This window comes from Saccharothrix hoggarensis (assembly GCF_052936025.1).
In genome coordinates, this window is record NZ_CP193625.1 from 43636 (window position 1) to 60332 (window position 16697).

Annotated in this window: 24 protein-coding genes; 19 read left to right on the forward strand and 5 right to left on the reverse strand. The window is 70.3% G+C overall.

Going from position 1 to position 16697, the window contains the following annotated elements:
• Positions 1-47: 47 nt before the first annotated feature.
• Genes ACRAKH_RS35125 through ACRAKH_RS35140 form a run of 4 tightly spaced genes read right to left on the reverse strand, consistent with a single transcriptional unit; the run spans position 48 to position 1791 of the window.
• Entirely contained in the window at positions 48-710 is a 663-nt protein-coding gene (locus ACRAKH_RS35125; protein ID WP_380719063.1) for a helix-turn-helix transcriptional regulator, read from the reverse strand.
• A 58-nt stretch (positions 711-768) separates the two neighbouring features.
• A complete protein-coding gene (locus ACRAKH_RS35130; protein WP_380719065.1) occupies positions 769-1251 on the reverse strand; it encodes a hypothetical protein in 483 nt (160 codons plus the stop codon).
• Positions 1248-1529 (reverse strand): hypothetical protein, encoded by a 282-nt coding sequence (locus ACRAKH_RS35135; RefSeq protein ID WP_380719067.1) that lies wholly within the window; start codon positions 1527-1529, stop codon positions 1248-1250. The genes ACRAKH_RS35130 and ACRAKH_RS35135 overlap by 4 nt, the downstream gene beginning before the upstream one ends.
• A gap of 4 nt (positions 1530-1533) precedes the next feature.
• On the reverse strand, positions 1534-1791 hold the full coding sequence (locus tag ACRAKH_RS35140; protein WP_380719069.1) for a hypothetical protein: 258 nt from the start codon (positions 1789-1791) through the stop codon (positions 1534-1536).
• A 106-nt stretch (positions 1792-1897) separates the two neighbouring features.
• On the opposite strand from ACRAKH_RS35140, the gene ACRAKH_RS35145 reads away from it, so the two are divergent.
• The 11 genes from ACRAKH_RS35145 to ACRAKH_RS35195 all read left to right on the forward strand — a co-directional run bounded on the left by ACRAKH_RS35145 (position 1898) and on the right by ACRAKH_RS35195 (position 9499).
• Entirely contained in the window at positions 1898-2110 is a 213-nt protein-coding gene (locus ACRAKH_RS35145; protein WP_380719071.1) for a helix-turn-helix domain-containing protein, read from the forward strand.
• Between the two features lie 153 nt (positions 2111-2263).
• Positions 2264-2848: a DUF1643 domain-containing protein gene (locus ACRAKH_RS35150; RefSeq protein WP_380719073.1), complete on the forward strand. Its 585-nt coding sequence runs from the start codon at positions 2264-2266 to the stop codon at positions 2846-2848.
• 2 nt (positions 2849-2850) lie between these two features.
• Positions 2851-3240 (forward strand): hypothetical protein, encoded by a 390-nt coding sequence (locus tag ACRAKH_RS35155; RefSeq protein ID WP_380719076.1) that lies wholly within the window; start codon positions 2851-2853, stop codon positions 3238-3240.
• Complete coding sequence (locus ACRAKH_RS35160; RefSeq protein WP_380719078.1) at positions 3237-3434, forward strand: hypothetical protein; 198 nt, start codon at positions 3237-3239, stop codon at positions 3432-3434. Before ACRAKH_RS35155 ends, ACRAKH_RS35160 begins: the two co-directional genes overlap by 4 nt.
• A 98-nt stretch (positions 3435-3532) precedes the next feature.
• On the forward strand, positions 3533-3862 hold the full coding sequence (locus ACRAKH_RS35165; RefSeq protein ID WP_380719080.1) for a hypothetical protein: 330 nt from the start codon (positions 3533-3535) through the stop codon (positions 3860-3862).
• A 207-nt stretch (positions 3863-4069) separates the two neighbouring features.
• Positions 4070-5407, forward strand: coding sequence for a hypothetical protein (locus tag ACRAKH_RS35170; RefSeq protein ID WP_380719082.1), 1338 nt, complete (start codon positions 4070-4072; stop codon positions 5405-5407).
• Positions 5404-5754 (forward strand): hypothetical protein, encoded by a 351-nt coding sequence (locus tag ACRAKH_RS35175; RefSeq protein WP_380719084.1) that lies wholly within the window; start codon positions 5404-5406, stop codon positions 5752-5754. The genes ACRAKH_RS35170 and ACRAKH_RS35175 overlap by 4 nt, the downstream gene beginning before the upstream one ends.
• Before the next feature lie 797 nt (positions 5755-6551).
• A complete protein-coding gene (locus ACRAKH_RS35180) occupies positions 6552-7235 on the forward strand; it encodes a hypothetical protein (protein ID WP_380719086.1) in 684 nt (227 codons plus the stop codon).
• A gap of 236 nt (positions 7236-7471) precedes the next feature.
• Positions 7472-8053: a hypothetical protein gene (locus ACRAKH_RS35185; RefSeq protein ID WP_380719088.1), complete on the forward strand. Its 582-nt coding sequence runs from the start codon at positions 7472-7474 to the stop codon at positions 8051-8053.
• Positions 8054-8069: 16 nt separating this feature from the next.
• Positions 8070-9014, forward strand: a complete 945-nt coding sequence (locus ACRAKH_RS35190) for a helix-turn-helix domain-containing protein (protein WP_380719090.1) — start codon at positions 8070-8072, stop codon at positions 9012-9014.
• A complete protein-coding gene (locus ACRAKH_RS35195; protein ID WP_380719091.1) occupies positions 9011-9499 on the forward strand; it encodes a hypothetical protein in 489 nt (162 codons plus the stop codon). The genes ACRAKH_RS35190 and ACRAKH_RS35195 overlap by 4 nt, the downstream gene beginning before the upstream one ends.
• Positions 9500-9556: 57 nt before the next feature.
• On the opposite strand, the gene ACRAKH_RS35200 is transcribed toward ACRAKH_RS35195, so the two are convergent.
• Positions 9557-10393: a hypothetical protein gene (locus ACRAKH_RS35200; RefSeq protein WP_380719093.1), complete on the reverse strand. Its 837-nt coding sequence runs from the start codon at positions 10391-10393 to the stop codon at positions 9557-9559.
• Positions 10394-10679: 286 nt separating this feature from the next.
• On the opposite strand from ACRAKH_RS35200, the gene ACRAKH_RS35205 reads away from it, so the two are divergent.
• From ACRAKH_RS35205 to ACRAKH_RS35240, 8 genes are all read left to right on the forward strand, one after another.
• Positions 10680-11069: a hypothetical protein gene (locus ACRAKH_RS35205; RefSeq protein ID WP_380719095.1), complete on the forward strand. Its 390-nt coding sequence runs from the start codon at positions 10680-10682 to the stop codon at positions 11067-11069.
• A gap of 51 nt (positions 11070-11120) precedes the next feature.
• Positions 11121-11699, forward strand: a complete 579-nt coding sequence (locus ACRAKH_RS35210; RefSeq protein WP_380719096.1) for a hypothetical protein — start codon at positions 11121-11123, stop codon at positions 11697-11699.
• Between the two features lie 121 nt (positions 11700-11820).
• On the forward strand, positions 11821-12096 hold the full coding sequence (locus ACRAKH_RS35215) for a zinc finger domain-containing protein (RefSeq protein ID WP_380719098.1): 276 nt from the start codon (positions 11821-11823) through the stop codon (positions 12094-12096).
• A gap of 135 nt (positions 12097-12231) precedes the next feature.
• Positions 12232-13821 carry a DNA cytosine methyltransferase gene (locus tag ACRAKH_RS35220; RefSeq protein WP_380719100.1) on the forward strand — a complete coding sequence of 530 codons (1590 nt, stop codon included), beginning with the start codon at positions 12232-12234 and terminating at the stop codon, positions 13819-13821.
• Positions 13822-13883: 62 nt separating this feature from the next.
• Complete coding sequence (locus ACRAKH_RS35225) at positions 13884-14252, forward strand: hypothetical protein (protein WP_380719102.1); 369 nt, start codon at positions 13884-13886, stop codon at positions 14250-14252.
• A gap of 121 nt (positions 14253-14373) precedes the next feature.
• Positions 14374-15354, forward strand: coding sequence for a methyltransferase (locus ACRAKH_RS35230; RefSeq protein ID WP_380719104.1), 981 nt, complete (start codon positions 14374-14376; stop codon positions 15352-15354).
• A gap of 55 nt (positions 15355-15409) precedes the next feature.
• A complete protein-coding gene (locus ACRAKH_RS35235; protein ID WP_380719106.1) occupies positions 15410-16114 on the forward strand; it encodes a DUF6409 family protein in 705 nt (234 codons plus the stop codon).
• A 40-nt stretch (positions 16115-16154) separates the two neighbouring features.
• Positions 16155-16670: a hypothetical protein gene (locus ACRAKH_RS35240; RefSeq protein ID WP_380719108.1), complete on the forward strand. Its 516-nt coding sequence runs from the start codon at positions 16155-16157 to the stop codon at positions 16668-16670.
• The last annotated feature ends 27 nt before the right edge of the window (positions 16671-16697 follow it).

Genomic DNA, 16697 nt, shown 5'->3' on the forward strand with positions numbered 1-16697 from the left:
TACGCGGGGAAGTTCGCCGGCCGCAGGCTACTGCGGCCGGCGCGCGGTCACTCGGCGCTCGGCTGCGCCAGGTCGGTGCGTGCACCGGAACCGGGGCGGTTGTCGTCCCAGGTGCGAATGGTGCGCGGGTACCAGTAGTTGCGTCCACCGCGGACCTCGTCCGGCGCGGGCGCGTCGCCATTGGCGACGTAGGCCCGCCAGGTCGAGCCCTTGATGCCGAGGTAGTCGCACACCATCGCCGCAGGCCACATCAAGGTGCGGCTCGGGTTGTTCGCGCGCCACTGCTGCTGCTCGTGAAGCTGCTTCTCGTGCGCCGCAGCCATGATCTCCACGGAGTTCGCGCCAGGGTCTGCGGGCTTGTAGGAGCCGACGTGGCCACCCAGCCGCCCGTGGAAGCAGTCGTTCGGGTCTGCGGGCTCCCATCCGTGCGACCACTGGATGATCTCGAAGGGTCGGCCCGTCGAGGTGCGCGGCTTGCTGTGCACGTGGAACTCGTCCGTGGCCCAGGTCACCAGCAGTCGCCAGGGCGTCTCGCCGGTGCGAACCCGCTTCGGCACGGGGATGGAGGGATCCGGCGCGCTGCGCCAGACGATCAGGCCGCGCCAGTCGCCGGCGATCTCGCCGTTGGCCAGCTCGTAGACGACCTCGGTGGTGTAGATGCTGCCGGGTGCGTAGGGCTCGGCGCTCTTGGCGGTGGTCTTCGTGCTCATGACCATAACCCTACAGCGCTTAGCGCTGTGAGGTCAAAGTTATGAGGGGTGCTCGGGATCAGCGGTCGGTGCGTTCGCTCGGCCGCGACAGCAGCGCGTCGTGCTCGACTGGATCGCCGAACTCCCGGTCGACGTCGAACAGGCTGGGCGTCATGTCGACCAGGTCGAAGCGTTTGCCGTCCTGGCCTTGGTCGTAGACGCGCAGGTCTTTGCAGGCCGGGCAGCGGTAGGCGACCAGGCGGATGACCGCCCAGGCTGGTTGGTCGCGGTCGCGCAGGTAGACCCGCCCCGAAGGAAGTCGGCGCTCCTCCGGCCACGGGTACGTCTCACCGGGCAGCGGGTCGACCACACCGAACGTCATCCACGGCTGGCCGTCGTAGCGGCACTTCCGCACCTCGCACGTCAGGTCGACGTGCGACACCAGGGGCGCGATTTCCCACTCGTACCAGCGCACTCGGCGGTTGTCGTAGCGGATGAGCTGGGGGAGGGCGCCGCCGGTGTTAGACCACGCCAGGGTCGGGCCGCGACGATCGGTGGTCACTGCTCGTCCACGAACCGGCCGCACCACTGCCGGCCGTCGCCCAGGTCATGCTGGTCGACGCGGTAGCGCGCTTCGACCATGACGCCGTCGACCACCACCGCGAGGTCGAAGAACGGCGCGTTCATCCACAGCGGCAGTTCACCCGAGGCCGCAAGCGGGAACTCGACGCGCCTTCCCCTCAGGGGGCCGTCGAGCAGGGGCAGGATCAGCGTGTCGCGCCGCGGCTGACGGGCCGGCTTCGGAGGCTTCCTGCGCAGTAGCGAGAACAGGCGGCGCACGCGATCACCAGCTCGCCTGATACGTCAGCATCCACAGCGGTCCGTCGTCCATCGGGCTGACCACCGGCATGTAGCGGTGCCACTCCACGGTGCCGTCGATGGCGGCCTGGACGTCGACGGGCGCGGCCGGCCGGGGGAGCGCGTCGTCGCCAGCGTGCAGCGGCACCTCGAAGATCAGACCTTCGAGCGGGCCGTCGACCATGAGCAGTTCGACGCTGCCGGTCGGCAACGGCTGGTCGAGAAGGGCGAACACGTCGGTCATCGGGGTGTCCCTTCGTCCGGGAGGCCGGGCGTCGAGCATCCCAAGCCCTCCGCCATTCTAGGCAGATGCCTAGGCAGACGCCTAGGCGTCCGGGTACCGTCGCCGCATGGACTACCGAACCGAGCTGACCCGATGGCTGGAGGAGGGAACAGCACGACGATGGCGTGACGCGCAGAGGATCCCGCGCAAGCAGGCCGCGGCCGACGTCGGCGTTGACGAGGCGACGATCCGCCGGTGGGAGACCGGGAAGACCACACCGGTAGGCGACAACGCGCGCCGCTACCACCGATGGCTCAGGAGCATCGAGCCGAAGACCTGACCGACCACGACAAGCGGGTGGGCCACCCCAGCCTGGACAGCACAGATGGCCCACCCCGGATCACGAGGGGAACCCATGACCCGCAGCACCGATCGTAGAGCCATGCCCAGCGGCGCCCCGCCGGGTGACGTGGTGCCGAGTAATGCTCCAGCCATGAGCACCCGACCGGAAGCACCGCGCGACCCGCAGCCGTCCGGCAACGCCGTGTTCAGCTCCTGCGCCAAGGCGGACCGGGCCGGCCACGACCGTGCGGCCTGCCAGGTCTGCGACACCTACCGCTACACGCTCGACCGCGCGTGGGGCGACGGCCCGATCGTCGGGTGGCTCATGCTCAACCCGTCGACCGCCACCAGCACCGCCGACGACCCCACCATCCGCCGCTGCACCGGCTTCACGGCGGCATGGGGCTACGAGCGCTTCACCGTGCGCAACCTCTTCGCCTTGTGCGCCACCAAGCCCGAAGCGCTGAAGGTCCACTTGGACCCGGTCGGCCCGGACAACGACGACCACCTCTGCGACCTGGTCCACGCCGACATCGTGGTCTGCGCCTGGGGCAACCACGGCCGCATCGACGGGCGTGCGCGGCAGGTGGTGGAGATGCTGGCCGACCTCCATGTCGACCTCGTCCACCTCGGGCTGACCGGACTGCACCAGCCCAAGCACCCGCTGTTCACGCTGGGGACGTTGCGCCCGCAGCCACTGGACGTGGCGAAGTTCCTGCGGCGACGGGGGCGGTGACGATGGCAGTCCTGATCACGATCAGCACCCAGCGGGTGTTCGCCGACGTCGCGAAGGTCCGTGCGGGTGTCGGCGGCGTCCGGCGCGACCTGCCGCACGGCACCGCCGACCTCAACGACGACGAGCTGCACGCGTTCACCGCCGCGGTGGCCGACAACCTCGACGCCAGGGGAGAGCTGACCTGGCGGGCGCTGGTCGAGGCCCGCGTGCAGGCGGCGTTCGCCGAACCCGACCCCGGCCTCCTGCGCCGCAAGCTGGTCGAGCTGATGGCCCTGTGCTCGGAATGGGTCGAGGCGATCGACCACGAGACGGCGGCCGCGCTGCTGGCCGAGGCCGAGGACCGGCAGGGCTCCGGACCGGTGGAGCCGTCGCTGTTCGCGGAGGAGCGATGACGGGCACCGCGCGCCGGATGCGGCGCTGGCGAGACACGGAAGGGCGCCAGTACGACGAGTTGCCCAACAGCCTGATCCGCGAACGGCTGCCGAAAGGCGGCCAGCGTCATCGGCACCCCGGCCCGTACCCGGAGCCGCGGACGTACGAGTCCGTCGAGGCCGAGCGCGGTCCGCTGGAGCTGATGCGCGACTGATCCTCGGGTCGGTGCCGGCGTGGCTTCCCCTCGGCACCGACCCGACCCCAACCGGCGGCCCGCGCCACGCGAGCCGGACCCGCAAGGAGGTGGCCCCCGTGGCGAAGTGCGTGGTCTCGCGCGTCGAAGGCCTGCCCATGCCGATGTGCACGGTGCACACCAAGCCCGCGCCGTGCCTGCACAACGGCGAACCGGCCTCGCCCGAGGCCCTGCACACCACGGACGGCGAAGGCCGGGACCGCCTGATCCACCGCTGGTGGCTGAAGACCCGCGGGCAGCGCGGACTGGTGCTGCACCGCCACAGCTGGCCCGGCCTGGTCGACGGCGAACACCCGCTGACCGTCGACTGCCCGTGCGGACCCGAGGTGATCGACGCCAGCGACGAGCCGATTCCCCGGCCTGAGCCGAGCACACAGACGCCGGCCTGACGCCGGATTCGAAAAGCCCCGAGCCCTTCCCCTGCTCGGGGCTTTTCGCATTTCTGGCCGCTAATTGCGATATTGACATCTGTCACCTATTCCGCATAGTCTTTTATTGCCCAATCACGACACGTTACGCACCACAGTTAACGTCGTCATCGTGCGGGATCGACGGGAATTCTCCCGATGCAATGCGTGTAGTGAAAGGAAACGGTGATGACCGCTGCAACGGAAACGCGCCCACCCGCCGAGGCGGACGGCGCGGCGGTGGACGAGAACGCGGCACGCGTCGCGCAGCTCGCCGCGCAGATCGACGCCATCGCGGCACGCCGGATGCGCCCGCCGACGAAGAAGGTGCCGCACCCGCTGATCGTGGTGGAGGGCCTGCACGGCTCCGGGAAGTCCTGGTGCATCGCGGAGTTCTCCGCCAGCAGCAAGGTCGGCCGCGTGTACTGGCTGGAGCTGGGCGCGGAGGGCACGCACGACCAGTACGGGGCGGTCCCCGGCGCGAAGTTCGAGATCGTGGACCACACCGGCGACTGGCACGACATCCTCGCCGCCGTCCGCGACGTCAAGGAGATCGCCCGCCTGGCGCTGGCCGCCGGCGAGCCGCCGGTGGTCCTGGCGTTCGAGACGGCCACCGCCGAATGGGAGATGCTGAGCAATTGGGCCGACGCCCGATCCCGCAACAGCGACACCGCGCGGCTGAAGCTCCAGAAAGACCCCGACGCCGATATCACCACCTCGCACACCCACTGGACGGCGGCGAAGCGTCGGCACCGGAAGCTGATGACGGAGCTGCTGACGTTCCCCGGAATCGTCGTCGTCACCGCCCAGTCCGAATGGGGCGCGGAGTTCAAGAACAACCGGCCGGTGGAGGGCGCGCCGCCCATCTACAAGGTCAAGGCCGAGGGTTCGCTGCTGCGGGACGCGATGGTCGTGGTGCGGCTGTCCAACGAGCCGCGGACCCCGCCGCTGGTCACCAAGTGCCGCTCCGTGCAGCACGCCGTGCGCCCCGGATACGACGACCCGAAGCCGTACGAGGACTTCAGCCTGGAAGACCTGGTGTTCCGCGTCCTGGGCTACGAGCCGCAGGACTCCCACGTCCGCGACATCAAGGAGCTGACCGCCGGCGACCTGACCGAGGACGAGCGCCCGGAGGAGGAGGTGGCCGAGGAGCGGCGGGTCGAGCAGCACCGCGCCCGCCGGCAGGGCGCCGTCGAGACCGGCGGTCGGCGGCAGTTCGCGGCACCGCCCGTCGAGCAGGCCGCCCGTCCGGCCGTTCCGTCGCCGCAGGAGGAGATGAAGATCCTCCTCGCCCGCGTGGCCGCCGGATACGTGAAGCTGAACATCACCGTGGCCGGCGACCAGCTCGCACTCGCCACCGCCCTGATCGGCCGCCCGATCGGCAGCTCGGCCGACCTCACGAAGGACGACCTGGAGAAGCTGCTCAACGAGCTGATCAACCTCTTCGCGATGGACGACCGCGGCGCGGCCCTGATCCCGCGGCTGATCGCCGAGGCGCGCGGCGAGAAGGCGGACGTCCCGGCATGACCGCCGCACTCCTCGCCGCGCGACGCGGCAGGGCCATCACCCGACCGGCGGCGCACGACGGCCCGCCGGCCGGGTGGTTCGGCGACGTCGACCCGGAGTGGGAGCCGGCGCGGCCCGACGTGGTCGACGCGGTGCGCGACGGCTCGGCCCGCGAACAGGCACAGTGGATCATCGCCCGGCGGTCCGGCTGGGTGATCGCGGGGGAGTGGCGGCGAGCCCGCCGCCGGATGCTCCAGGCCGACGTCTCGCCGTTCGAGCGGGACTGGTACGAGGCCTACTTCGATCAGCTCGACCGGTTCGTGTCGCTACGTGGTGTGGTTGCGCTGGAGCTACACGATCATGGTTGACCGCCCCTTTACAGGGGTTAAGAAACTCCGTTTATCGTCGTTACGGGCCTGAGCGTTACACGTTGCAAATTTGCAAGTTTGCGGGAATGTTGAGTAACCGTCTCTCAACGGAACGTGATAACAGATCGTGCGCAATCGGGCTGGTCCGATCGGGTGACTTAGCCGCATCATTGCGGGTTAGGTCACCCTTCCCCAGCAGGCCAGACGCTCGGCGGGACACGCGAACCTACGTCTCGGTAGGTACGCAAACGACGTTGTCAGGCAAGGGTAACGGCGGAGCGTTACCGCCGGCGGGCAAAGAAATTCACGTTTGCAGGCTCAGTCGGAGACGGTTGCGATACGTGACCGTTACCTGAGCGTGATTTGAAACCATTTGAAAGCGCACGTAAGTTCCAAGGCACCGGGCATACGACACAGCGTGACCCGGCACCAGCAACCAGGAGATGGTTTCAGGGCTCCGGGGTCACCCTGCACGGTGACACCCGGAGCCTGGGCCGAGAGGCCCGGAACCCCCACCTGATTCCCACTTGCCGGGGGGCGTCATGAATCGTACCCGTGAACGGTTGGAAATCACCTGCTCAGCGGGTCCGCAACCGTACGGACACCTTCGTAGTTCCGCGTCGGCCGGCCTCCGTGCGGCCAGACCTTCAGCCGCGCCCTGACGGCGACCACGACCCGTCACTGGCGACATCCGCACCTCTCCGCGAGGACTCCGACGGGAAGAACCCTAGCGTCGCACCCCGTCATCGCCGCCCGCCGTTCGCATGGATTCACTCCGATGCGTCGGCGTTCCCACCATGCCCGGAGCCCTGCACGGCCCCGTGGCGCACACCTCCGTGGAGCACTCCGTGTACGACCCCAACGGTCCCGACGTCCCCGCAAGGGTTCGCCCGGGCCGCTCGTTCCCGCACGCCACCATCGGCCACTTCGTCTTCCTCGCCGAGATCCCGACCCAGTCCAAGACCCTCTACGGGATCCTGAGGATGCACTGCAACCGCGAACGCGGCGACGAGATGGCCTGGCCGTCGCAAGCCTCCCTGGCCGCCCTGCTCGGCCTGGCGAAGCCCACCGACGTGGGCAAGTACGTCAAGCCGCTGGTCCAGCTCGGCGCGGTCGAGGTCGAGACCGACCGCTACGGCCCGAACCGGATGTTCAAGCGGCTGCTCTACACCGTCCACGAGGCGCCGCCCGAGGGCTACACCGGTGTCGCCTCCCTGACGGACTGGTACGCCGCACGCAAGGCCGCGGGCAAAGCCCCCAGCTCCCGCCGGCGTCGACCGCAGCGCCAGAAACCGCAGCTCACGCCGGAGATCCCTTCCAGTGGAGCACCGGCACGGTGGCGCAACCCGCAGCTCGGCACGGTCACCCCTTCGAAGGGAGGTCCGGAGACCCCTCTGAAGGGAGGTCCGGACACCCCGACCAAGGGACGTCCGGTCACCCCTTCAGAGGGAGATCAACTACCTGAACCAGTAACTACCTGAAGTGAAGAACTACCTGAACCGCCACGCTGCCGCGCGGCTTCCGGTCCTCGGTCGCTGCGCTCCCTGCGGTCCGGGTCCGCTTGCCAACGAAAGATCCCCGGACTGCGTAGTCGATCACTGCCCGGCCCAGGTCGGCAAGGTACCCAGACACGCGCGCGTGCGCGGGCGCGCGCGCGAGAACCGCAACCGCGCATCACACAAAACCGCTGCTCATCGAACACGGAACAGGGGGAAAGATGATCACCGCCGCCCTGCTCGCCTGCTGGAGACCGTCAGGGGCCAACCGCACCCGCGAAGACCCGGCCGTGGGCACCCTGTTGGCCTACGACCACCGCGCTTGGCACGTGGTCGAGATCCGCCGGCTGCCTGAAGAACGCTGGGACGACCTCGACCGGGCGATGATCGCCGAGTGGGGACCGGCCGCGGCTCCGCGCATCGCGGTCCTGCACGCCGCCGACCCCGCCGCAGCGGCGCCGGGCGTCGCCTGGCTGCGCTGGTGGCCCAGCCGCACCGCGTGGTGGGTCTACCCGAGCCCTCACTACCCGGTCTGCGCCCACTGCGGCGAACCACATCCGTGCCGAGCCGCCGAAGCAGCCCACCTCGCGGCGCAGGAGATCGCCCGCGCCGCCCGCTACGAGCACCCCGACGTCTGCCCGGAGTGCGGCGGCCACGTCGAGTCGCACCATCGGCCGCTCCGGTTCGACCGCAACATCATCTGGCCCGGCGGTCCGCCGGTGAGCTTCCACGGCAACCGCAAGGCGTGCCGCCGCGCCGCCGAGGCCTACGCCGCCCGCATGTCGGCAGTATCCGCCCGCTGAACCGAGAGGAGGAGCCATGACCAACCCGGCTGCACCCGGAACCCTCGTGGCAACCAACCCGACCAGGCAACCCCCTCACCTCACCGGAACCGCCACCCTCCGGCGCCCTCGCCGCACCACCCCGACCCGCCATCCGGCCGACCTCGTGTCCGCGCTCGGCACCGCCCGCCGTCTCCAGGCGCAGATGGCCATCGGCTGGACCAAGCAGGAACTCGCGTCGCACTTCGGCTACCGGGTCAACCGGATCACCGAGCTGCTGTTCTGCCGCTACGCGCAGGTCTCCATCGCCACCCACACGCGCGTGGCCCAGGAGTTCACGAAGATCTGCATGGAGCCCCACGACAACCCGCAGGCCCGCGCGTTCGCCGACAAGCACGGCTTCCGGTCGGCGCTGTACTGGGACGACATCGACAACGACCCCGCCGACCTGAACCTCCACCGCGTGCTGCCGCGCGACACCGAGCCCGACGAGATCGCCGTCGAGCTGGCGTGCAGCGGCGAGCTGGACCCCGCCCACCTGCGGCCGGTCGACCTGCGCGCCGCGCTGAGCCGGCTGTGCGCAGGACGGATGACCGTGCAGGAGATCTCCGACCTGCTCGACGTGTCGCCCCGCACCGTCGACCGCCACCGCGCGAGGGTCCGCGCGGAGCGGCGGCTGGAGGAGTTCGCCGAGCGGCTGACCGAGCGCGGCCGCGGCCTCACCGCACCCACGCGCAGGCCGGACGACGAGCAGGCACTGGCGCTGGGCCTGGCGCAACTGCTCGCCGTCGTGCTCCACCTCGCGCGCCCGCCGCAGCCGCGGTACGTGCTGGCCGAGGCCATCCCGGTGATGGTCGACAGGACTCCGGGCGGGCGGCCCGAGCCGCACTTCGCCGGGCCGGGCCGCCCGATCGACGGCGCGTGCCCAGTCCCACACCGCGAGCCGGCCGTCTACCGCAAGCGGGCGGTGGTCGCGGCATGACCGCCGAACCGAACGTCGCCGAGGGGCAGGTCTACGAGATCGACGTGCCGATGTTCCTCCCGCCGCAGCGCAAGCGCCGCGCCGGGAAGCCCGTCAACCGCAGCCGCCCGCCCCAACCCGCGCCACTGAACGCCAACTGGCGGCTGCACTGGTCGAAGGAGCACAAGCTCGCGCAGGAGATCGCCACGGCGGTGATGCTCCGTGCCCGGTCGCTGCGCATCCCGACGTGCGACCACCTCACCGTGCAGATCCACTTCGCGCCCGGCAACAACGTCAAGGCCGACGCCGACAACCTGTACCCGAGCTTCAAGCGGGCGTGCGACGCGCTGTCGCGGCCCAAGCACACCAACTGGGTCGGGCTCCACCTGGTCCCCGACGACACGCCGCAGTTCATGACGAAGCTGGAGCCGGTCATCCACCCCGGCCCCGAGCACGAGCGGCGCCTGTGGCTCACCGTCCGCGTGGGACGACCCGGCGAAAGCTGACGACACGAAGCGGCCCGCACCGGACATCCGGTGCGGGCCGCTTTCGCGTAGCTCGAGCTACGCCCTGCGCCGCGTCGACCCGCCGGGCCTGGTCTTCCACCACTCGGCGTGCTCGGCGACGACCTCCGGCCGGAACACCAGCCGTTGCGGCTTGCCCTCGGTGCCCTCGACCGGACGTCCGGCCAGGTATCCGTGCAGGTAGCGGTTGCGCGCGGTCTCCCGGTTCCCGCCGAGGATCTTCCCCGCCTCACCGGAGGACAGCAGGTCGGGGATCTTCGGGTCACGAACGGGCTGGGCCACGAACTCGCGGCCGACCGCCTCCTGCACCACGCTGAGCCGGAACACCAGACCCGGCCGGTCCGGGTTCGACGTCTCGTACGTCGCGCCGGGGAGCTGGCCCGCGTGGTAGCGCCGCTCCAGGGTCTTCACGGTGACGCCCAGGATCTCGCCCGCGCCGGTCCGGTCGACCAGCTCGGGGAACGAGCTGTCGTCGCACGGCTCGCCGGTCCGCTCGCCGACCTGTCCGCCCTCGGCGACCGACCGGCGGAACAGCAACAGGCGGTCGGTCACCAGCCGCGCGGGGATCCGACCTTCCCGGTACAGCACGTCCAGGCGCTGCCGGCTGATGCCGCGCAGGCCTGCGGCGACCTCGCTGCTGACCAGGTCCGGGATCTTCTCGTCGCGCACGGCACGGCTCGGCCGCGGGTTGGCCATCACGTCCTTCGCGATCGCGGGCCGGAAGACCACGCCGCGGCCTTCGACGTCGGCGCCGGGGATCAGGCCGGAGAGGTACCTCATGTTGAGCTCGTCGCGCGGAACGCCGGTGAGCCGGGCGAGCCCGTCGATGTTCACCAACTCGGGGATGCCTTTGTCGATCTTCGGTTTGAGTGCCATACTGGACGTCGCCCTCCGGGATGAACATGTGTTGCTGACAACCCACACTCGTGGGAGACGCGTGCTCCACGCGGAGGCTGAGGGGTCCGCCGTTCGCGGCGGACCCCTCTTCCCATGAGTCCTGCGGCCAGCCCTTGCCGTTGCTGCTACGTGATACTTTACGCAGACACGCGCGAGATCCGCAACACAGGTGTGATCGTCCCCGATCGACGTGCTTCGCACGTATCGTCGCGCCCGACTACGCGCGCGGCGAGGTGCCGCGCCGCACACGAGGGGAGGGGTCGCCGTGGCTCGCCGCCGCTTCGACGCCCAGGCGTTCTGGAGATCGCTCGACGCCGCACGCGCAGCACGTCAGATCACGTGGGGGACCGTCGCCGCCGAGGTCGACGTCCCCGCGCCGGTGATCTCGCGCATGAAGCACGGACACAGCCCGGCAGCCGACAGCCTGCTCGCGCTGCTGGGGTGGTTGGGAGCCTGCCCTGAGGTTTTCCTCGTGCCGGCATCCCACATCCGCGACCAGGAGCCGATCGTGACGGCCCTGGCCGCGTTTGCCTCCGACGACCGGTTGACGGAGGAGGGCATGAACACCCTGCGCACGGTGCTGCTGGCGACCTACGAAGCGGTCGCCTTGCCCGCGCCGGCCAGCGGTCCGGATCAACCGCTCGCCCACGTTTGACAGTGCTCGTAATGTTTCCGGTGTCAGCAACACAGTTCACCGGGAGCGACGATGCACACCGACAGCACGCCCGAGGTCCAACCGGTCTCCCCGGACCGGATCTTCTGGAGCGCCGACCGCACGCCCGAGGAGTGGGCGGCACTCGCCGAAGGCCTGCGCATGGCCGCCCGCGGTCGCCACGCCGCGGCGCGCGAAAGCTTCGACCGGTGCGACACGGACGGCTTCCTCAGTCAGTGGGCCGCCACCAGCACCGCCGAGAAGGCCGAGCTGGCGGCGCAGCTCGCCGACGCGCAGGGCCTGTGGGACTTCCCCGCGCTGTTCAACCTCGCCGGCGAACTCGTCTCCGCCCGTGAGGTCCAGGGCCGGTACGGCTGGTCGTGGGTGCTGGACGACGAGAAGCACATCGCGGCCAACGGCGGCAGCCGGTGGGTCAACACCTCGCGGTCGTCCAACGAAGCCACCCAGGCGGCCTACCTGCGGCGCAAGGGCTACACGCAGGGCGTCATCCGTGCACGCGGACGGGTCAAGGCCACCAGTGGCGGCGGGTTCAGCGTCCACTACTGGATCGGCCTGGTCGACCCCGAGCTGACCTCCTACGAGGTCGTGCGCACCGCGCCGGAGCAGGCGTGAGCGCGCTCAGCGCCGTGCGCGCCCAGCCGGTGCCGCCGCCACGCACCGCCGAGGAGTACGCCGAACTCGTCAGCCGGGGGATCCTGGTCGACCTGGCCGGCCGCCCCCTTCGGCACCGACCGTGCCCACACTGCGACGGGCGCACCGCAGGGGCGACGTGCCCGGCCGCGTCCGCTGCCCGGACTGCGGCGCACAGCCGGGTCGGCGCCGCTGCGTGCGCCCCAGCGAGCACGAGACCGTCCTCTGGCACGCGGCACGCGTAGCCGCGGCCGAGGAGGTCGACCGCCGGCGAGAGGAGGCGGGCGACCTCACCCTGCCCGCGCCCTGGGCACCGGCCCGCCCGGAACCGAAGCCGGCCGAGGAGGTCCAGGCCGGTCAGATCCCGCTGTTCGGCTGAGCGCGACGTCCCAGGACACCCCGTCGATGGCGGGGTGTCCTGCCATTCTCCAGACGACCTCGCCGGTGTTGACCAAATACGAACGTGTGCGTAATGTGTTGAAGGTCAGCAACGCATAAGCACTGGAGCGGCATCATGTTCAGCTTCATCGACATCTTCTGCGGCGCGGGCGGCAGCAGCACCGGCCTGGTCAACGCCGGGTGGCAACTGAAACTCGCCGCGAACCACTGGCAGCGCGCCATCGAGACCCACGCCGCCAACCACCCCGACGCCGAGCACCTGTGCGCCGACGTGTCCAACTACCCGATGCGCAACCTCCCGCGCGCCGACAACCTGTGGGCCTCCCCGATCTGCACGGAGGTCAGCCCCGCCGGCGGCAAGAAGAAGTCGCGCGGCCAGATGGACCTGCTGGCCGACCTGAACGAAGAGGGCTACGTCGCCCCGGCCGCGCTCGACCGGACCCGCGCGACGTTCCACGACGTCATCCGGGCCACCGAGGTCCACCGCTTCAAGTACGTGCTGGTGGAGAACGTCGTCAACGTCGCCACCGAGTGGGAGCTGTTCGACTGGTGGGTGCAGGGCATGTGCCAGCTCCGCCCCGGCTACAGCGTCCAGTTCGTCTCCGTGTCCTCGGCGCACATCGGCGACGAGACCAACCAGCCCGCGCCGCAGTGGCGTGACCGGCTCTACATGGCGTTCACCCGCAAGGACATGCCGGTGCCCGACCTCCAGCCGCGGCCGTACGCCTACTGCGGCACGTGCGACGAGGTGGTGCGCGCGGTCCAGTCCTGGAAGAAGCCGGACCGCCGCCCCATCGGCGCCTACGGCAAGCAGTACGTCTACCGCTGCCCGAACACCAGGTGCCGGCACAGCGTGGTCGAGCCCTACGTCCTCCCGGCCGCGGCTGCGCTCGACCTCGGCAACCTGGGAACGCCGATCGGGGAGCGCAAGGACCGGCTGAGCCCGAACACCCTGCGCCGGATCGCGGTCGGCATGGAGATGTTCGGCGACCCGACCATCATCGCGGCCGGCGGCAACACCTACGAGCGGCCCAGCTCGGACTACGTGCGCGCCTGGCCCGCGCTGACCGCCCCGCTCAACGCCCGCACGAAGACCGGCGGCGACGGCGTGGCGATCCCGCCGTTCATGACCCCCGCCGGCGGCACGTGGAACGACGAGCCCGCCCCGGTGCTGGACGCGCCGATGCGGACCCGCACGACGCGGGAGACGGACGGCCTGGCCACGCCGCCGGGAGCGTTCTACACCAAGCACTACGGCGGCCACGCCGACCCGCGCCACATGTCCAAGCCGCTGACGCACCCGCTGGGCACCATCACCGCCAGCGGCGGCAACCACGCCCTGGTCGTGCCGTACCGGCGCGGCTCGACCGCCTACCGCGCCGGTGAGGCGCCGCTGTCCACGGTCGCCACCCGCGCCCAGCACGGCGTCTCGGACCTGCGCGAGATGCCGAAGGTGTCGGCCAGAGACCTGCCCCGGAAGCTGACCGACGACCAGGCGCGCGAGCTGGCAGACCGGTTGGCCGACGTGCGGTTCCGGATGCTGAAGGCCGAGGAGCACCTGGCCGCGCAGCGGTTCCCCTCCGACTACGTCGTCCTCGGCACCGAGCGCGAGAAGACCCACCAGGGCGGCAACGCGGTCAGCGTCAACGTCCCCCAGTGGATCGCGGGACAGATCAACAAGGCCAACGCGAGCGTCGCCGTCTAACACCCCAGTCGTCGCCCCGTCCGGAGACCTCCCGGACGGGGCGCAACCCGGAAGGAAGATCCGTGACCACCGAGACCGACCCGCTGCGCGCGGTCTACCACGAGCGCGCCCACCTGCCGCTGATCCTGACCGCCCTGTTCGGCGCGGTGATGGCCGAAGACCCCCAGGACGACGTCCGCCCGCACACGATCTACTTCGACACGCCGGAAGGGCAGATGAGCTGGCACATCGACCAGGCGGACCTGTACCTGTTCGAGCACGTCGAGCGGGTCCGGTCCGACGACCTGCGCGCGTGCTGGGACGGGCACAGCACGCCGGAGAAGTACCGCCGGCTGCGGGCGCTGACGGCCACCCTCGGCCGCGTGAGCGGGCTGCGCGAGATGATCGCCGATCTCACGGACCCGACCACGTTGACCTCCCGTCGACGCTGACCACGCACGTCCGGAAAGCCCCGCCACGGCGGGGCTTTCTGCTTCTTCCGGCCTGTTTGACCTGCTCAGAAGCTTGGCGTAGCATTTCCGGTGTCAGCAACACACGCACCGGAGGCACACCGTGGCCCGTTACGCGGAGACCGAAGTCCGCCAGGTTCTGCGCGAGGCCGTCATCGACGGCACGCACCTTCGCATCGAACGTCAGCTCAGCCCCGACCTCTACCGCCGCGTCAACTACGTGTTGGACCTGCTGGGCGGCAAGTGGAGCCGCAAGCACCGCGCTCACGTGTTCGACAGCAGCCCCGCCGAGGTCGTGCGCGCGATCGTGGAGGACGACGCCGCGCTGCCGGGCACCGTCGAGGAGAAGGTCACCCAGGGCTTCGTGCGCACCCCTGCCGACCTGGTCGACCGGATCCTGTACGACTTCGTCGAGGACGAGCTGGAGGACGGCACGCGGGTGCTGGAGCCCTCCTGCGGCGACGGCGCGATCGTCCACCGCCTCCTCGCCACCCGCGAGGCGATCCACGTCACGGCGGTGGAGCCGCACACCTACCGCGCCCGCCGCACCGCCGAGGGCGCCCACGGCGACCCGCGGCTGCGTCTGGTGACCAACTCCTTCGAGAACTTCGCCGCCGGGTTCGGCCTCGGCGAGGAGCGCGAGGAGTTCGACGTGATCGTGATGAACCCGCCGTTCTCCGCCACCGGCCAGCCCGACCTGTGGATCGACCACGTCGCCCTGGCGTGGGGGATGCTCGCGCACGGCGGCCGGCTGGTGGCCATCGTCCCGGCGGGCTTCCACTTCCGCCAGGACCGGCGACACCAGGTGATCCGAGACCTGGTCGAGCAGCACGGCTACGTGCACGACCTCGATGACGACGCCTTCGCCGAGTCCGGCGCACCCGGCATCCGCACGCGGCTCCTGGTGCTCGACGGCCCGCTGCTGATCGACAAGTACCAGCCGGACCTCGGCGACGAGGCGACGGTCCCGCACCAGGTCGGCGACTTCGAGCGCTACTGGCGTCGCATGGAGACCTTCGGCGCGCCGGCCGCCCGCGTGTCCCGAAAGGTCGCGGTACCCGCAGATCAGGGCGTGTTGTTCTGACAAGAGATACGGCGTAATATATCTATTGTCAGCAACACGGAGCGGAGGTCACGTCATGTCGAAGGACATCAAGCGCGGAACGGTGGTCGACTACCACGGGTCGGTCACCAGCGACCACGGCGAGAAGATCGTCCTCGACATCGACGTGACCGGCCGCCTCACCCTGGCCGACCGCAACTTCCCGCACGAGCAGCACCACCTGCGCCACGTGCGGCAGGCCAGCGTCACGCCCACCGGCGAGATCGCGGACCTCTGCCCCTGCGGACACGAGCACTCCCGCACGTGGCAGAAGCCCGAGCGGTGTGGCGTCTACCAGTGCAAGTGCGTCACGCACCGCAAGCCCGTGCCGCTGGAGACCGGAACCGTCGTAATCGCACGACCGTGGCAGCGCGGCCGGGAGCTGGAGCCGCAGCGCGGGTTCGTGGTCGACGCCACGCCCGAGCACAACCCGGACTACATCGTGGTGTGGTTCCCCAAGCTCGGCGTGCCCGCGGCCGGCCGGAGCGAGATGTTCATCCTCCGCAGCAAGATCGACCCCGCCCGGATCTACAACCTCGCCGAGATGCCGCCGTCCTGGATCACCCGGATGGTCAGCATCGTCCGCACCGACCCGGCCCAGACCTGGCTGCACGGGTGGCCGGCCCACGCGAACATCGTCCTCTCCCGCGCGCACCGCGCGAACCTCGCCGCCCGCCGCGAGTCCGAGGCACAGCGGCGCCAGGACCGGGCGCGCGAGCTGGGCGAGCGCGCGGCGAACTGACCCGACCACCTCCAGCACGACGAACCATCGGAGAACAGGCATGATCATCACCGATATCCCAGGACTTCCCACGACCATCACCAGCTGGGGCATCGACTGGCCCGAGTGCGCCTGCCGCAACGACCCCCAGGGCGAAGGCTTCTGGCCCGTCAACCCCCAGGGCGAGCGGGTCGAGCCCGACAAGGAGGCGTGGCCCAAGCAGCTGTACGTGTGCGACCGCCAGACGTGCGGCCTGGTGCTCGACGCCGCCACCTTCGACGCCGAGGCCCAGACGTTCGGCATCGTCGGCATCATCCTGCCGCCGAAGGTGGTCGCCCTCACGAGGGAAGCCGCGCGGTGCGTCTGCGGGAACACCGACCAGCATTGGGACTTCTGGCCGGTGGACCAGCACGGCAGGCAGCAGTCCGACCCCGGCGAGGACATCGGCGACCGGATGCGGTGCGCCAGGCCGGGCTGCGGGCTGGTGTACGACTGGATCACCTACGACCGCGAGGCCGGGACGTTCGACGTGATCGGTCGCATCAAGGACGTGGAGACCGCCAGGGCCGACGTCTGAGCGGCGCCTCCGCAATCGAAGCCCCCG

Coding starts and splice junctions, on each gene's coding strand:
- ACRAKH_RS35125 (WP_380719063.1), bottom strand. CDS start 710: ATGAGCACGAAGACCACCGCCAAGAGCGCCGAGCCCTACGCACCCGGC.
- ACRAKH_RS35140 (WP_380719069.1), bottom strand. CDS start 1,791: ATGACCGACGTGTTCGCCCTTCTCGACCAGCCGTTGCCGACCGGCAGC.
- ACRAKH_RS35145 (WP_380719071.1), top strand. CDS start 1,898: ATGGACTACCGAACCGAGCTGACCCGATGGCTGGAGGAGGGAACAGCA.
- ACRAKH_RS35150 (WP_380719073.1), top strand. CDS start 2,264: ATGAGCACCCGACCGGAAGCACCGCGCGACCCGCAGCCGTCCGGCAAC.
- ACRAKH_RS35155 (WP_380719076.1), top strand. CDS start 2,851: ATGGCAGTCCTGATCACGATCAGCACCCAGCGGGTGTTCGCCGACGTC.
- ACRAKH_RS35160 (WP_380719078.1), top strand. CDS start 3,237: ATGACGGGCACCGCGCGCCGGATGCGGCGCTGGCGAGACACGGAAGGG.
- ACRAKH_RS35170 (WP_380719082.1), top strand. CDS start 4,070: ATGACCGCTGCAACGGAAACGCGCCCACCCGCCGAGGCGGACGGCGCG.
- ACRAKH_RS35175 (WP_380719084.1), top strand. CDS start 5,404: ATGACCGCCGCACTCCTCGCCGCGCGACGCGGCAGGGCCATCACCCGA.
- ACRAKH_RS35180 (WP_380719086.1), top strand. CDS start 6,552: ATGCCCGGAGCCCTGCACGGCCCCGTGGCGCACACCTCCGTGGAGCAC.
- ACRAKH_RS35185 (WP_380719088.1), top strand. CDS start 7,472: ATGATCACCGCCGCCCTGCTCGCCTGCTGGAGACCGTCAGGGGCCAAC.
- ACRAKH_RS35190 (WP_380719090.1), top strand. CDS start 8,070: ATGACCAACCCGGCTGCACCCGGAACCCTCGTGGCAACCAACCCGACC.
- ACRAKH_RS35195 (WP_380719091.1), top strand. CDS start 9,011: ATGACCGCCGAACCGAACGTCGCCGAGGGGCAGGTCTACGAGATCGAC.
- ACRAKH_RS35200 (WP_380719093.1), bottom strand. CDS start 10,393: ATGGCACTCAAACCGAAGATCGACAAAGGCATCCCCGAGTTGGTGAAC.
- ACRAKH_RS35210 (WP_380719096.1), top strand. CDS start 11,121: ATGCACACCGACAGCACGCCCGAGGTCCAACCGGTCTCCCCGGACCGG.
- ACRAKH_RS35220 (WP_380719100.1), top strand. CDS start 12,232: ATGTTCAGCTTCATCGACATCTTCTGCGGCGCGGGCGGCAGCAGCACC.
- ACRAKH_RS35235 (WP_380719106.1), top strand. CDS start 15,410: ATGTCGAAGGACATCAAGCGCGGAACGGTGGTCGACTACCACGGGTCG.
- ACRAKH_RS35240 (WP_380719108.1), top strand. CDS start 16,155: ATGATCATCACCGATATCCCAGGACTTCCCACGACCATCACCAGCTGG.